The 16,075-nt window shown below is 47.2% G+C and carries 12 protein-coding genes, 4 tRNA genes and 1 pseudogene; all 17 read left to right on the plus strand.

Annotation, left to right across the window (positions count from 1 at the left end; genetic code table 11):
- Positions 1–1,173 (plus strand): glycosyltransferase, encoded by a 1,173-nt coding sequence (locus DRW07_RS00075; protein WP_124025853.1) that lies wholly within the window; start codon positions 1–3, stop codon positions 1,171–1,173.
- A complete protein-coding gene (locus DRW07_RS00080; RefSeq protein WP_124025854.1) occupies positions 1,170–2,327 on the plus strand; it encodes a glycosyltransferase family 4 protein in 1,158 nt (385 codons plus the stop codon). The genes DRW07_RS00075 and DRW07_RS00080 overlap by 4 nt, the downstream gene beginning before the upstream one ends.
- On the plus strand, positions 2,324–2,923 hold the full coding sequence (locus tag DRW07_RS00085) for a sugar transferase (protein WP_124025855.1): 600 nt from the start codon (positions 2,324–2,326) through the stop codon (positions 2,921–2,923). Before DRW07_RS00080 ends, DRW07_RS00085 begins: the two co-directional genes overlap by 4 nt.
- Entirely contained in the window at positions 2,916–3,548 is a 633-nt protein-coding gene (locus DRW07_RS00090; protein ID WP_165870348.1) for an acetyltransferase, read from the plus strand. Before DRW07_RS00085 ends, DRW07_RS00090 begins: the two co-directional genes overlap by 8 nt.
- 10 nt (positions 3,549–3,558) lie before the next feature.
- Positions 3,559–4,755: a DegT/DnrJ/EryC1/StrS family aminotransferase gene (locus DRW07_RS00095; RefSeq protein WP_124025857.1), complete on the plus strand. Its 1,197-nt coding sequence runs from the start codon at positions 3,559–3,561 to the stop codon at positions 4,753–4,755.
- Positions 4,730–6,592: a nucleoside-diphosphate sugar epimerase/dehydratase gene (locus DRW07_RS00100; RefSeq protein WP_124025858.1), complete on the plus strand. Its 1,863-nt coding sequence runs from the start codon at positions 4,730–4,732 to the stop codon at positions 6,590–6,592. Before DRW07_RS00095 ends, DRW07_RS00100 begins: the two co-directional genes overlap by 26 nt.
- Positions 6,589–7,098 (plus strand): polysaccharide biosynthesis/export family protein, encoded by a 510-nt coding sequence (locus DRW07_RS00105; RefSeq protein WP_124025859.1) that lies wholly within the window; start codon positions 6,589–6,591, stop codon positions 7,096–7,098. Before DRW07_RS00100 ends, DRW07_RS00105 begins: the two co-directional genes overlap by 4 nt.
- Positions 7,098–9,158 (plus strand): GumC family protein, encoded by a 2,061-nt coding sequence (locus DRW07_RS00110; RefSeq protein WP_124025860.1) that lies wholly within the window; start codon positions 7,098–7,100, stop codon positions 9,156–9,158. Before DRW07_RS00105 ends, DRW07_RS00110 begins: the two co-directional genes overlap by 1 nt.
- 75 nt (positions 9,159–9,233) lie before the next feature.
- Positions 9,234–10,220, plus strand: coding sequence for a UDP-N-acetylmuramate dehydrogenase (murB, locus tag DRW07_RS00115; protein WP_124025861.1), 987 nt, complete (start codon positions 9,234–9,236; stop codon positions 10,218–10,220).
- On the plus strand, positions 10,217–11,188 hold the full coding sequence (birA, locus tag DRW07_RS00120; RefSeq protein WP_124025862.1) for a bifunctional biotin--[acetyl-CoA-carboxylase] ligase/biotin operon repressor BirA: 972 nt from the start codon (positions 10,217–10,219) through the stop codon (positions 11,186–11,188). Before murB ends, birA begins: the two co-directional genes overlap by 4 nt.
- Positions 11,185–11,925, plus strand: coding sequence for a type III pantothenate kinase (locus tag DRW07_RS00125; RefSeq protein ID WP_124025863.1), 741 nt, complete (start codon positions 11,185–11,187; stop codon positions 11,923–11,925). The genes birA and DRW07_RS00125 overlap by 4 nt, the downstream gene beginning before the upstream one ends.
- Positions 11,926–12,034: 109 nt before the next feature.
- Positions 12,035–12,110: transfer RNA gene (locus DRW07_RS00130), tRNA-Thr, on the plus strand.
- Positions 12,111–12,119: 9 nt separating this feature from the next.
- Positions 12,120–12,204 (plus strand) — tRNA-Tyr (locus DRW07_RS00135).
- Between the two features lie 31 nt (positions 12,205–12,235).
- Positions 12,236–12,310 (plus strand) — tRNA-Gly (locus DRW07_RS00140).
- An 8-nt stretch (positions 12,311–12,318) separates the two neighbouring features.
- Positions 12,319–12,394 (plus strand) — tRNA-Thr (locus DRW07_RS00145).
- A gap of 60 nt (positions 12,395–12,454) precedes the next feature.
- Positions 12,455–12,616, plus strand: a pseudogene (locus DRW07_RS00150) (GTP-binding protein); the annotation flags it as partial.
- A 325-nt stretch (positions 12,617–12,941) separates the two neighbouring features.
- Positions 12,942–16,067, plus strand: coding sequence for an efflux RND transporter permease subunit (locus DRW07_RS00155; protein WP_124026802.1), 3,126 nt, complete (start codon positions 12,942–12,944; stop codon positions 16,065–16,067).
- Positions 16,068–16,075 lie beyond the last annotated feature (8 nt).

Consider the following 16,075-nt stretch of genomic DNA (forward strand, 5'->3'; position numbering starts at 1 on the left):
ATGCTTGTTGACATCGTAATTGAAAAGCGATTTTTTCGCTGTAGAGAAGGTCACATTTGGACCGAAAATGCCTTTCCTTATGCGTTTTGGCAGCGATATCTCGCCGTGTTTTCACAGGTTAATATTGTGGCCCGTGTACATGATGTGAGCGTGGCCCAATCGGGGTGGCGGCAAGTCACCGGACATAATGTTTTAATTACGGCATTACCCGGATACATAGGTCCAATGGGATTACTTAAGGCTTTGCCTAAGACATTGTCTGTGCTCGCGTCTCGGCGCGGCATAGAACGAAGGGTTATTTATCGCGTACCTGGCATATTGGCCTGGCTTTACAGTGTCACAGCGGGTAGCAGGCAATCGGTGTATGGCGCTGAAGTGGTAGGCGATCCTGCAGATACCTTTACACGTGCTGCCAGTAAACATCCGCTTAGACCTTTACTGCGGTATTTCTTTGTTTACTTGCTTAAGCGACAGTGCAAAGGGGCGTATGCGATATCTTATGTTACTGAGTCAGCCTTGCAGCGGCGATATCCCCCTAATAAAGCAGCACTCTTTACCCATTATTCGTCCATCCACTTGTGTGACGAAGATTTTAAAGAGCCAATACAAAGAACATGGTCAACGCCCGTGAAGCTGCTCTGTATCGGTAACTTATCTCAGCCCTATAAAGGCTGTGACTTAATGTTGGACGCCTTGGCTGTACTGAAAAATAGTGGCGTGAACTGTCAGCTCACATGGATTGGTGGAGGGAGTCTACTGGCTAACATGCAGGACTATGCCAGTGCGCTCAACCTTGATTCGCAGGTACAGTTTGTGGGTAATGTGGCCAACAGAAACGACATGCGTCAATACATTGATAACGCCGACTGCTTTGTCTTGCCCTCGCGACAGGAAGGATTACCACGGGTTTTGATAGAAGCTATGGCCAGAGGCAAGTTTTGTATCGCGACCGACGTAGGGGGTGTGAATGAACTTTTGCCCCCTTCCTGGGTAATAGCACCACATTCTTCAGAGCTGTTGGTCAGTGCTATAACCCGCGCCATAACACTCGATTTATCCAGCAGACACAAGCTCTGTGAACGTCACTATCATCGCGCAATGGACTTTCATGATAAGCAATTACAAATTCGCAGAGAAGCCCTGTACAAACATCTATTAGAGGCCCCCTTATGAGAGTGCTGCACTTAATTAAAACCGCTGTAGGTGCAACATGGGCACTTCGTCAAACTAAAGAATTGGTAGCCCAGGGCATTGAGGTGCATATTGCCATGCCAGAGGGCCCTATGACTGAAAAGTATCGGCTGGCAGGTATGACAGTGCATGAGTTTGATCCCTCATTGGCGCTCACAGCATGGTGGAAAAACCGTGCGAAAGCACGGGCGTTGGCGCAGTTGGTCGAGCAGGTTCAACCAGATATAGTGCACAGTCACTTTGTCACTTCCACTTTGCTGATGCGTTTGGCTCTCAGGCACCACAGCATTCCAAAAGTTTTTCACATTCCAGGTCCTCTGCACTTAGAACATGTGCTTTATCGTTATATGGATTTACGCTCAGCAAATCAGCACGACTACTACCTCGCTTCTTGTAAATGGACGCGTGATGCCCTAAATAAGTTTGGTGTTAATAAAAACAAAATTGGTCTGGCCTACTACGGTGTCAATGCTGAAGACTTTTTACATGCAAAGCCAAGTCATACAGATTTGCGTGGGTTGATTGGGGCAGACAACAACACCTTCGTCGTGGGTATGGTGGCTTATTTTTATGCACCAAAACGCTTTCTAGGACAAACCCGCGGTCTAAAAGGTCATGAAGACCTGATCGAAGCATTGGCTATCGTCTTAAAAAAGTATCCCTTTGTACGTTGCGTCATGATCGGTGGTCCGTGGGGTAAAGCAGACCGTTACTTTGAATCAGTGAAGCGATTTGCCCACAAGAAAGTGGGCGATGCTTGTGTCTTTTTGGGTACAAGACAAGATGTACCCTCACTGTACCCTCAATTCGATTTAGCCGTACACCCGTCTCACTCAGAAAATGTGGGGGGCGCGGTAGAGTCTATGTATTCCAAAATCCCCACACTGACAACAAACGTTGGTGGTTTCCCAGATCTTATTGAGCCTGGCGTGACCGGCTATATGGCCAAGGCAAAAGATCCTGTCTCATTGGCTGCCCAGATTTGTCAGGCCATCGAACAAAAAGCGCAGTCAGAGGCGTTGGTAGAACGTGGGCTTGAAAAAGTCTCAAGTGTGATGAATGTAAAAAAGAATGCATTGGAGGTGTCTCACTTCTACCAGCATGTGTTAGCCGACCACAAGGGGCGTACCGCATGAAACGCTGTCTAGACATTCTGATATCGGCGATAGCACTGCTGTTGTTAATGCCCTTGTTCTTTATTCTTTATTTGCTTGTTGCTGCCAATTTGGGGCGCCCGGTATTTTTCAAGCAAACGCGACCCGGTCGCAATAGTGAACTCTTTGAAATGGTTAAGTTTCGCAGCATGACGGATGCGCGTGATGAAAGTGGAAATTTGCTCTGTGATGACAAGCGGTTAACCCGTTTCGGTCGTTGGCTGAGAAGTACCAGTCTCGACGAATTACCTGAGCTCATCAATGTACTTAAAGGGGACATGAGCTTGGTTGGTCCCCGTCCTTTGTTACCTGAATATCTCGCTTTGTATAACCCGCAGCAGCATCGGCGGCATGAAGTGAGGCCGGGTATTACAGGCTGGTCGCAGGTTAATGGCAGAAACGCCTTGTCATGGGAAAAGAAGTTTTCACTAGATGTATGGTACGTCGACAATCAATCTACCTGGCTGGATATGAAAATTTTGGTGCTTACTTTGTTCAAAGTGCTTAAACGAGAGGGAATAAGCGGCGCTGAGAGTGCCACAATGAAGCCGTTTGAAGGGAGTAAATCCAGTGATTAGTGAGCGAACTGAACTGGTCATAATCGGGGCTGGTGGTCATGCCAAAGTGGTTATCGAAACAGCATGCGCAATGGGCTATCAGACTATCTGGGTGTTTGATGATAATCCCGAAGGCTCCAAACCTTTGGGATATCACATTCAGGGAACCTGTGAGCAGGCAATTGAGGCGACTAACAAGGCGGCGTATTTTGTGGCAATTGGTGCAAACGCTGTGCGTTTGCGTTTGTTGAATGCGCTCATTGAGCGAAAAAAATCGCTTGCCACCTTGGTGCACCCCTCGGCAGTGGTTAGCCCGTCAGCCAAGATTGGTAAAGCAAGTCTGGTAGTGGCAAAGGCGGTGATCAACGCAGACGCAAGTTTGGGCCTAGGTTGCATTGTTAATACAGCTGCTACCGTCGATCACGATTGTGTTGTGGCCGACGGCGCGCATATTGCGCCCGGGGCCAATCTGTGTGGCGGTGTCACAGTGGGTAAAGAAACGTTAATTGGGGCAGGAAGCGCTATCCTGCCACAGAAAAAAATTGGTGATAAATGCATCGTGGGTGCGGGGTCGACAGTGATTAGCGATATACCTGAAGGGCATTCTGCTGTCGGTTCACCAGCAAAAATAATGATAAAAAACTAGGGGAAAAACCATGTTGAATGGACCTTTTTCGCCATGGCCGTGCTATGACGAAACAGAGCAACAAGCGGTCCTGAAGGTAATGCAAAGCAATCGCGTTAACTACTGGACGGGTACGGAAGGTCGGGAATTCGAAAAAGAGTTTGCTGAATTCGCCGATTGCAAACACGCCATTGCGGTAGCCAATGGCACTGTCGCTCTTGATCTGGCATGGCAGGCGCTTAACCTGCCCAAAGGCAGTGAAGTGGTTGTTACGTCACGTTCTTTTATCGCGTCTGTGTCAACCATAGTGTTGGCAGGGCTTGTACCGGTTTTTGCCGACGTTGACAAAGCGTCGCAAAATATCTCTGCAGAGACCATTTCTGCTGTGCTCAGTGATAAAACAAGCGCCATACTTTGTGTGCACCTAGCGGGGTGGCCATGTGATATGTCGCCAATTTTAGCGCTGGCAGAACAGCACAATTTAAAGGTGGTAGAGGATTGTGCTCAGGCGCATGGTGCTAAGTACAAAGGCCGCTCAGTGGGAAGTTGGGGACATATTGCGGCCTGGTCATTTTGTCAGGACAAAATTATGACCACAGCCGGTGAGGGCGGCATGGTAACCACGAATGATGAGCAATTGTGGTCAAAAGCCTGGTCTTTCAAGGATCATGGTAAAAGCTATGATGCTGTGTATAACAAACAGCACCCGCCTGGCTTTCGCTGGCTTCACGAATCATTCGGTACCAATTGGCGATTAACCGAAATGCAGTCTGCAGTGGGACGAATTCAACTGAAAAAAATGCCACAGTGGCAAGCTCAGCGGGCCCAAAATGCGCAGGCTTTGGCAGAAGCCTGTCGTCAATATCTTGCTCTTGAAGTCCCAGAAATACCCGCAGATATTGAACATGCACACTATAAATTCTATGCCTATGTAAACCCGGAATATCTGACGAAAGGCTGGACTAGAGAGCGCATTATCGATGCAATTAATGCCCTGGGAGTACCTTGCTTTTCCGGCTCTTGCTCTGAAATGTATAGGGAAAAAGCGTTCGACGGTACAGACTTCAGGCCTAAGGCCGCATTGAAAAACGCACAAGAGCTGGCAGACATCAGCTTGATGTTTTTAGTCCATCCAACACTTACAGACGACGAGATAGCTTTGACGCAGCAAGCGATTCATTCTGTCATGATGGAGGCTAGTCATGCGACTACTCAACGCGCTATTTAGTTGGCCCCAATGGGCGAAGGTGGGGGTTCAGTATGTCTGGGATGCTGGTGTAATCTGTTTTTCCTTCCTATTTGCCTACATGGTAAGAGTGGGGCTATCGGCTTACCCAGTAGGCCAAGCTGAGCTTGTTTTGTTATTAGGTATCTCAGTTTTTACTCTGACAGCATTACAGCTGCTCGGCCACTACAGGCAGATATTGCGTTACTTGGCTCCTCGTTCTTTCTTGCCTCTGGCAGTAAGCCTTATCGTGTCTGTCACCTTGTTATACATTGCTGGCGCAGGCGGCGCAGTGTTTATGCCTATGAGCGTACCCATTTTGTTCCTGGCCTTTGCGGGGATAGGAATGGGCGGGCCGAGGCTGCTTATTATGTTGACCACGCAATGGGAAAAATACGGTCAAAAAGAAAAGTGTCTGATCTTTGGTGCTGAGCACGCGGGCCGCTCATTAGCTATGGCGCTGAACCAGGGCTTTGAACTTCAGCCTGTGGCATTTGTCGATGCGAAACAAAAGTATCTGGGCAGCTCAGTGATGGGGCTACCCGTAGTAGACAAAGCACAGATCCCTAAGCTGGTGACAAAGTATAACATCAGCAAGATTCTATTAGCGGTAAACAATACATCAGCCAAACGCAGAAAAGAGTTACTGGCAGAGCTTGAACCGTTTGCTCTTGAGCTGTTAACGGTACCTGATGTCACAGAGGTCGCCTCTGGCAAGCGGAAAATTAGTGAGCTAAGAGAAGTCAAAATCGAAGAGTTGCTGGGCAGAGAGCCCGTGCCGCCTATTGCCGATTTGCTTAGCCAAAATATTGCCGGTAAACATGTAATGGTCACTGGGGCAGGGGGATCAATAGGCAGCGAATTATGTCGTCAAATTGCAAGAGGAAAACCCGCATCACTGACCTTGTATGAGCTGAGTGAATTCAACCTTTACCAGATTGAGCACGAACTCAAAGGACAGTACCCCAATTTGGTGTTGCACCCTGTATTAGCCTCTATTCAGGATAATGATGTATTACGCAGTACCATAGAGTGCTTTAACATTCAGACGATATACCACGCTGCTGCCTATAAGCACGTGCCTATGGTAGAACACAATATAACCGCAGGTATTCGCAATAATATTTTTGGTACCGCTAATACCGCCTTAGTAGCCGCTGAGTATCAAGTGGAAAAGTTTGTTTTGGTGTCAACCGACAAAGCAGTCCGTCCTACCAATATCATGGGCGCAACGAAACGCTTTGCTGAGCTCTTTGTACAGGGGCTGGCGGAACTAAACTCAGAAACAGAGTTTGCGATTGTCCGGTTTGGCAATGTACTAGGCTCATCAGGATCGGTTGTCCCGGTTTTTGACCGCCAGATACGACAAGGGGGCCCGATAACGGTGACTCACCCTGACATCATTCGCTACTTTATGACGATCCCGGAAGCGGCTCAACTAGTCATACAGGCAGGTGCCATGGGCAGTGATGGCGAAGTGTTTGTACTGGATATGGGCCCGCCGGTAAAAATCACTGATCTTGCAGTAAAAATGGCCCATCTTATGGGATTAACGGTGAAACGTGGAAAAGACGATGAGGGTGACATTGAGTTAGTGTTCTCAGGACTACGCCCGGGTGAAAAGCTGTATGAAGAATTACTGATTGATGATGCTGAAACGCAAACTGCTCACCCAAGAATAATGGGTGCCAATGAGGTACGTATTCCGTTTTCTGACGTGGTGATGCTAATGGACAGGATAAACTATGCCCTCACTCAGAACAATGAGAGTGAAGCGCGCGATTTACTACTCGAAGCGCCTCTGGCTTATGCACCGACGGAGCATAAACTGGCTTCATGAACAGGTTGATCGCTTTTATCTCTATGCTGTTGATTGTGCTGCCACTGAATGCGCAGGTCTTACCGATTGGCGTAGGTGATCACATTCATGTGGTGGTTCACAATGAGCCTGACCTGACAGTCAAGGAAAAAGTGGGTACCCACGGCACGATCAATATGCCCCTTGTAGGCGTTGTTACTGTGGTAGGAAAAACCCCCGATGAAATCTCAAAAGCGATCATGGCCGCTCTAGATGATGGCTACCTGGTTGAACCTCAAGTGCGCGTGGCTATTGATAGGTACCGACCTTTTTATATTCGCGGAAAGGTGGAATCGGCAGGAGCTTATGAATATGTGATTGGTCTGACTGTCAGTCAGGCCATCGCGATAGCTGGCGGGCTGACGCCACGGGCATCAAATAGCGGTTGGTACTTAACACGCGGTCCAAATAAAACGCGACATGACGTCACCGCTGAATCTAAGGTTTTGCCCGGAGACGTGATTGAAATTCCGGAGAGCTTCTTCTGATGCGTGACAATCATGCTTACCGCGTCGCGTCTGCACCTCAAGAAGTGTCCTTTGATTTAGGTGATTTGTTCGCATTTTTGTGGAATACCAAATGGGCGATCATACTGACAACTACATTGCTTACCTGCTTGGGATATATGTACGTTCAGAATATGCCTCGGCTTTATTCTGCATCGGCAGTGGTTCAGCTCACCGCGCCTGCGTCTTCACTAAAATTGTCTGGATTTTCTGGTCTTACAGGCAGTAATGACAGTAATTTGGACGCGCATATTGAAATGCTCAAATCCAGAAAGTTCTTAAAGGCATTAGTTACAGAGCTGAACCTTCATTTTGAGCAGGAGTTTCTGGCGCCTAGCGACCAGGGAAACGCTTTCCCCTCTGTTGATCATGCGGTAAATGTGCTTCGAGAGGACTTGCGGGTTTCTGTGGTGGCGAACACCGACATGTTAACCCTGACCTATGTTGCACGATCCCCCGAATTGGCGGCGAGCATTGTTAATACCATGGGCCCTTTGTTTTTCAATTATCTGTCATCGAAAGAGCAGGCAAATGCAGAAAGTGCTTCTTCGTGGTTAACTGACCAAATCAGTGTTATTCGCCAAGGGCTAGATGCCTCAGAAGCAGCACTTCAACAATTTATGGTGGGAAATAACATCATAGACGTGAAAAGCGAGATGGACCTGCTTCAAAGCGAAATCGTGGCGCTAATGCATCAAAAATTAGCCGCGGATAAAACACTCAGCGAGCTTTTAGCCAATAAAACGCAGCTCGACCTGACCAACGGCAATCTCAATAGTCAGCTGCAAGTCCCCTTTATTGCTAATAATGACTTTATCCGAACATTAAGAACGAACATCCAGCACAAACTCACTGAATTTGAAGAAGTTAAAAAGCGCTATAAAGAAAAACATGTGCGGTATAAGGCTGCTGCGGCATCGGTTGATGAATGGCAACGTAAACTCGTAGAAACGGTGGAGGAAATTGGACTGGCACTGACTGAAAAGATAGAAGCCACCCGTTTGCGCCAGCAAAACCTGAGTGAGCAAATTGGCCAGGCCAGAGCGCAACACAGTGAACTAGGGCAACTGGAAATTCAGCTTACACGCTTACGGCGCGATGTAGAAACCAATCAGCAATTATATTCCGTATTTCTAGCACGGTTACAGGACGCCGAGGTGTTTCAGGATGCCACTGAACAACCACAGTATGCAGTGGTTGATGAGGCGCAGATACCGACAATTCCAGTGTCACCTCGCGTGGCCCTTACCATGGCTGTAATCGTGATATTGTCCACCTTGTTCAGTATTGGCTTATTCCTTGTTTTGCACCTAGTCAGTGATAAGCGAAGCCGTTACAAAAGGGTAGTAGGCCGATTTCGCTTGTCTATTATCGCCGAAGTGCCAAAACAACCGTTTCGATTTTTTATGGGCAAACAGAGTCATGCACAAGGGCGCTATGAAGAAGCGATTCGCACTTTGCGCACCGCGATAATCGTAATGGAAAGAGGTGAGCCTAATCGCGTAGTGGGCATAACGGGTGTGGAGCACTACCGCCAAAATACTGAGCTTACGTTAAAACTCGCTGAGTCTTACAGTCAGGTAGAAAAAACCCTTCTTGTGGATGCTAACCTCAGAACCGCAGGCGTATCAGCGTCTCTTTCTTTAGACCAAGACCACCTAGGCATTACTGACATTGTCAACGACAAGGTAAAATTTAGTGCCAGCTCCCACCGGATTGAACAGTCTCAATTAACCGTGTTACCCGCGGGTAAACAGACTCAAGACCCTATTGCAACGTTGTCGAAACCGCGCTTTGGATCTTTCATTCAAAAGCTAAGCGTGTTCTATGATCGACTCATAGTATCTGTGCCGCCGGTACAAGGGTTTAGTGATGCCGCTATGCTTTCAAGACATGCAGATGCTTTAGTACTCCTGTGTGATGTGACCAAAACAGAACCGGTTCAACTATCAGAAGCGCTAGAGAAATTGACAGAAGCAGGCTCGCCCGTACTGGGTGTTGTTCTGTTGAATGTGAAGCATCTGCGCAGGCAGCGGTTCTGACACCGCAATAATGACCTTTTAATTCGACCTTATATACCCTACCATCTGAGCTAATTTTTCTAGCTAGATGGCGTTATGGTTTCTCTTTCTTCTTATCACACCTTTGGTCTTTCAGCGCGTTGCCGTGCGCTATATCTGCTAGAAAGAGAAGAGCAAGTCGCCCAGTATATCGCGCAGGAAGGGCCTAAATACCTCATCGGTGAAGGTAGCAATACAATTTTTCTTGAGGACTTTGACGGCACTGTTGCCATCAATCAATTGAAGGGGGTCGAGTACAAAGAGAAAAAACATCACCATGAGATTTCGGTTAAAGCGGGCGAAAACTGGCATAATTTTGTCACCTCTTGTATGCACAACGGGTGGCACGGCCTTGAGAATCTCGCGCTAATTCCGGGCTCTGTGGGGGCTGCCCCTATCCAAAATATTGGAGCCTATGGCGTTGAAGCAGAAACATTCATTAACCGTGTCTTAGCCGTGAATACGGTTACCGGTGACTATTGCGAATTTACGCATTCTGAGTGCGAGTTCGCCTACCGGGACAGCGTGTTTAAGCGAGCGCCAGAGTGGCTGGTCACTCAGGTTGTCTTTCATTTACCCAAGGACGCAAGCCTAAATGTGTCGTACAAAGACATAGCCCAGTTAAATCCAAAGACACCGCAGGCGCTCTATGAGCATGTTGTTAATATCAGAAGAACGAAACTTCCAGACCCTAATGTGGTCGGAAATGCAGGCAGCTTTTTTAAGAACCCTGTTATAGATAAAGAACACTGGTTAACGCTTAAAAGCAATTTTCCGACTATGGTCGGCTTTCCCGTTGAAGGGAATAGAGTTAAAGTAGCGGCGGCTTGGCTAATTGACTCTTTGGGGTTTAAGCAAAAAAGTGCAGGTGGTATTCGGTGTCATCCTAACCAACCATTGGTACTCATTAATGCCAACCAAGGTACGGGAGCAGAGTTAATCTCCTTTTCACAGTCAATTATGACTGAGGTATTCAATGTTTATAACATACAGTTAGAGCCTGAAGCTCGACTGATTGGCAAACAAGGATTGATTTGTTTATGAAAAAACAAGAACGTTTAGAGCGTATCATCAAAATATTAGCTCCTGGTGATTTTGTCTCAGGCGAAGAACTTGCCTCTGAGTTTGAAGTAAGCCGGGCGTCTATCGCGACTGACATTAGAAAGCTTGCATCCTGGGGAGCTGATATCTTTTCTGTGAAAGGTCGCGGGTATAAGCTTGCCCATGCTTTTACGCCGTTGGATAAAGACAAGATAGAAGCCGCTTTTACGTCAGCAACACTCGCGCCCATTCGTATTCATACCTGCTTGGAATCTACAAACGCTTCTATGAAAAGTGCGCATGACTGGCAGCAAGGTGAAGTTTTACTGGCAGATATTCAAACGCATGGTCGAGGTCGTAGAGGGCGAGACTGGGTAGCGCCTGTGGGGAGTGGTTTAACCTTCTCTATGTTCTGGCGATTCGACCAAGGGCATCAGAGTCTTACTGGCTTATCATTGGTGGTAGGCGTAGCAATATGCCGGGCATTACACCGCTTGGGGGTTGTTGATGTAGGCGTGAAGTGGCCTAACGACATTTACAGCGGCATGTCAAAACTAGGGGGGGTGCTGGTAGAGCTGGAAGGACAGTTGGGTAGCTCTGCGGCATGTATTATCGGCGTTGGGTTGAACATTAATCTGGAAAACCAGAATTTGTATGTTGACCAGCCCGTCATAGACATTGCTTCGATCCTCAACGAAGAGCCCGACAGAAATAAATTTGCAGGTGTCATCGTGAGTACCATGTGGGAAACACTTCAAGAATTTGAAGCAAAAGGCTTTTCTGCCTTTCAACAAGAGTGGCAATCCTATGATGTGTTTCAGGGTAAACGCATTGCATTGTCTATGGGAGAACGGCAGGTGGTTGGAACGGGCAATGGCGTCGACAAAAGCGGTGCCTTGCTGCTTGCCACCGACTCAGGGGTCGAATCATTCCATGGTGGGGAAGTTAGCCTTAGGGGATTTGCTGAGTGAAGCAAAGCGAGATCTTGCTAATTGATGCGGGTAATTCTCGCATCAAAGTCTCCTCTCTCGCCAACCCCGCAACAATAATATTCAATACAGCGTCTAACAGCGCATTTCATGAATGGCTTCAGCATCAAACGTGTAGAGCGGTTTGGTTGGCCAGCGTAAGACGCGATGCTGCGTTTCATGATGTCATCACACATTTAAACGAAAAACAGATCACCGTTCACACCATCGAAACTGAGTCAAATGCCTTAGGCTTAAAAAATGCTTACGAGGATGTCTCCACCATGGGGGTAGACCGATGGCTTGCTATGCTTGCTGTAGCAGAAAAGACTGACTTGCCGTTTGCGGTCCTCATGTTTGGTACTGCAATAACGTGTGACATCGTCAACGAAGGGAAGCATGTGGGCGGCTGGATTATACCGGGGCGGCAATTAATGCAGGATGCACTTACACAGAACACCGCCCGCGTGTTTGCCGACAACCGCATGGTCGAGCAACTGGCACTTGGTCAGTCTACACCAGAATGCGTTGGCTACGGTTGTTTTGCTGCGGCATTAGGTGCGGTAGAGATGGCAAAAATGGTATTGCGCCGAAAATTTCAGCAATATTGCATTTTTTTGACAGGTGGTGACGATAAAGTGCTGACATCTGTAAAAGGGAGTGGTATTCTCCGCGCCGAAAATTTGGTGCTTCAGGGTTTAGCCCGCTATGCCCAGCAAGGTGAATTGAGTAAAAAGTAGCCGGATTGAGAGATAAGTAATCAAACAATCCAAAAAAGTGAATTTTTTCAAAAAAGCCTATTGCACCATCTAAAGCATTCATCTAGAATGCGCACCCACTTGATGCAGTGCCGGCTTAGCTCAGTTGGTAGAGCAACTGACTTGTAATCAGTAGGTCGCCAGTTCGATTCCGGCAGCCGGCACCATCAATCTCTGGAGGGGTACCCAAGCGGTCAACGGGAGCAGACTGTAAATCTGCCGGCTCAGCCTTCGCAGGTTCGAATCCTGCCCCCTCCACCACTTTCTATGACGTGGCCAGAGAATGGGATTTGCGGGCATCGTATAATGGCTATTACCTCAGCCTTCCAAGCTGATGATGCGGGTTCGACTCCCGCTGCCCGCTCCAGATTCTATGCTGATATAGCTCAGTTGGTAGAGCGCACCCTTGGTAAGGGTGAGGTCGGCAGTTCAAATCTGCCTATCAGCACCATTCTTCCCCACCTCATGTTTAGAAACCACAATTTAACGTAACTTTGCTAGGAATAGAGAAATGGCAAAAGAAAAGTTTGAACGTACGAAACCGCACGTCAACGTTGGTACAATCGGTCACGTTGACCACGGTAAAACTACACTAACTGCAGCAATCACTACAGTACTTGCAAAGACTTACGNGAGTGCTTGGATTGCTGAGCAAGGCCTAGATTCAAGTCCAATCGCTGCTGAACTTCAAGAGCGTTTGTAATAGAACTGACAACAACCAGTTCAACATGGTTGCAGAGTGAACACTCTGCTACAAAAGGCGGCCCTCGCGGGCCGCTTTTTTACTTTTTCTGACATATCTTCTTTTTTAAAACGTCAATCGTAAGATGAATGGCAGTTATTAGGGGTGATTAATCTTCGTAAAATGCTGTTTATCTCAATGTAAAGAAAAGGTTACTTTTCATCGCAGATTACCGGCAATCCGCGGAAATAAACTTTTTTGAAAGATTAATCGACCTATAGTCATCGGCATACATAAAAGCATATCGAGTATGGCTATGGACATTACCCGTACAGCAATAAAAAACGCATCTGGTGTAGGGATCGCTGTAATCATCGTTGCCATACTAGGCATTTTTAGTTTATTAAAATTACCGGTTCAATTATTTCCGGATATTGAGCGTCCCACTATATCCATTCAAACAGCTTGGCGAGCCGCCTCTCCACAAGAAATCGAATCCGAAATACTGGAACCTCAGGAAGAGGTCTTGCAAGGCATACCCGGTCTACATTCTATGCAAGCATGGGCGAATCAGGGCGGAGCGTGGATAAACCTCCGTTTTGGTTTGGAAACGGATATGCAGAAAACACTGATAGAAGTGATTAGTAGAATGAACCGCATCCCACCACTGCCGAGGGATGCGTTATCGCCGAACATAATGATGGGTGGCGGTGGAGGTGATACCCCTGCGCTTACCTATTTCTTCTTACAACAGTTACCTGAAAACCCAACCGCCATCGATCAGTATGTTACTTATTTTGATGATGTAATTAGACCTAGAATTGAATCTATTCCCGGTGTAGCTAGAGCACAAGTGCAAAATGGAGCAAGTGGTCAAGAGGAGTTTCAAATTATATTTGACCCCTTTAGAGCTGCAGAGCTAGGCATAGATATTACAAATATTGCTGCTATGTTGGGAACTGCCAATGATGTATCAGGGGGCTTTGTCGAAGTAGGGCGGCGCCGTTATACCTTGCGCTTTGAAGGGAAATACGAGCCACTAGAAATGGGTAGCATGATCCTAGAATGGCGGGAAGGTAGCCCAATTTATCTAAGGGACATCGCTGAAATAAAAATACAGCGGCCGGAGGGTGCCGATTTTAATGTACAAAATGGTAATCCTGCATTATCCATTAGAATAGACAGAGAAAATAACGCGAATGTATTGGCCACGCTAACAGCAGTAAAGGAGCGCGTTTCAGAACTGAATAATGGGGTGTTAGCCGATCAGCAGTTAACTATGGTTCAGTCCTTTGATGCGTCTGTGTTTATTAAAAGGGCCGTTAGCCTGGTAACAAATAATTTGTTTTTAGGCGTAGCGCTATCCATCGGAATACTGTGGTTGTTTATGCGCCAAGCTAGAGCCACAGTTATCGTAGCACTGGCGATTCCGATTTCACTATTAAGTACCTTCGTTGTTTTGCAGCTCACTGGTCGTTCACTGAATATTATCTCTCTCGCCGGGTTAGCATTTGCTGTAGGAATGGTCTTGGATGCTGCCATTGTGGTGCTAGAGAATATTGTTCGATACCAAGCAACCAATAATGACAAAAAAGAAAATGCCTATAAGGCAACCAAGGAAGTTATTGGGGCGCTAATGGCATCGACGGCAACGACGGTAGCGATTTTCGTACCTGTAATGTTCCTAAATGACGTTGAAGGACAATTGTTCGCGGACTTGGCATTGACTATTGCTATAGCGGTAACAATATCCTTAATTGTTGCCGTTACCGTTCTTCCCGTCGTAGCCAGTCGTTATCTCTCAAACAATTTGCCTTCAGACAATTTGCAATGGCTATGGAAACGCATAGCGGCTCGGGTAATGTTTCTTTCAGGCACGCAAAAACGAAGAATTGCCATGACGGTGTTGTTAATGGGACTACCATTGGCTGGTACTTACCTACTAATGCCAAAAATGGACTATTTACCCCCTGTGAAGCGTGACGCGGTTGATGCATGGTTTAATTTACCGGCAGGTGCAGGTAACGAGTTTGTTGAAAAAGAAGTGATGTCACTGGTTGTGGAGAGATTGCAGCCTTATATGGATGGCGAAAAGCATCCAGTGCTGAAAAATTATTACATACTCACTTGGCCCAATGGCGGCACTTTGGGCGTAAGAGCACAGGATCAGGGCAAAGTACGAGAACTTGAGCGTTTAGTAAGAGAAGAGATACTAAAAGATCTTCCAGATACCCGTACTTTTGCTATGCAGGGCAACTTGTTTGGCGGTTTTGGTAATGGGAGATCAATTGCAGTGCACCTTCAGGCAACGGATCAGGAAGGTTTAGTCAACGCTGCAAGAATAGGGCAGGATCTGCTCGAAGAAACCTTCCCCGGAGCCAATATTAGAGCTAATCCCCCGCTAGAACAGGCGGAGCCTGAATTACAGTTTTATCCCAACGATGCCCGTATTATGGAGGTTGGCTATAGCCGTAACCGAACAGCCAACCTCGTTCGTGCAATGGGTAATGGTTTATATGTGGGGGAGTATTTTGACGGGGTAAAACGCCTGAATATCATTCTCAAAGCACAGCCCTGGGACGACCCAGAGCAGCTCAGCTCACTGCCCATCATGCCACCCAGTGGAGAGATGGTACAGCTGGGCGAGCTGGTAGAGATACAAAGATCGGTCGGACCATCACGTATCCAAAGGGTAGATCGCAGGAGAACCTTGACACTTAACGTTAATCCACCAGAAGACATGACACTTGAAGAAGCGATAGCACTGATTCAGGAGGAGGTTGAACCTAGGCTGTTAGAGGTGATGCCAAGTGATGGTGCGATTAACTACGGTGGAAGTGCTGACAGCCTAAAAGCCGCAATCTCGACCATGAGCCAGAACTTTATTTTTGCGATGGGACTTTTGTTGTTGCTAATGGCCGGACTGTTTAAGTCGTTTAAAGACAGTGTGCTGGTTGTTCTGGCTTTGCCTCTGGCGATTGTCGGCGGTGTGGCGTCAATTCAAATCATGAATTTGTTCATCTTTCAGCCTATGGACCTACTTACCATGATAGGGTTTATCATCTTACTCGGGCTCGTTGTAAACAATGCCATACTGCTTGTGCATCAAACGCGTATAGGCGAAAGCCGAGGACTAAACCGAACACAAGCGGTACATCAGGCGATTGAGTTAAGACTACGACCCATATTCATGAGCACACTTACCTCAATCTTTGGAATGTTACCCCTGCTACTGCTGCCTGGCGCAGGCAGTGTTATTTACCGAGGTCTTGCCGCTGTTATTGTTGGTGGCATGTCGGTAAGTACAATTTTTACCTTGTTGCTATTACCCACCTTGCTGCAAATGAAATGGGGGAGAACCAAAGAGGCTGATCAGGCTACACCGCGAGTTAGCGGAAGCCTGCTTACGGCAAGACAGCACCCAAACAAAGAATCATTTTAGAGGATACG

Origin of the sequence: Paralteromonas sediminis (assembly GCF_003820355.1) — a bacterium.
GTDB classification, from domain to species: domain Bacteria; phylum Pseudomonadota; class Gammaproteobacteria; order Enterobacterales; family Alteromonadaceae; genus Alteromonas_F; species Alteromonas_F sediminis.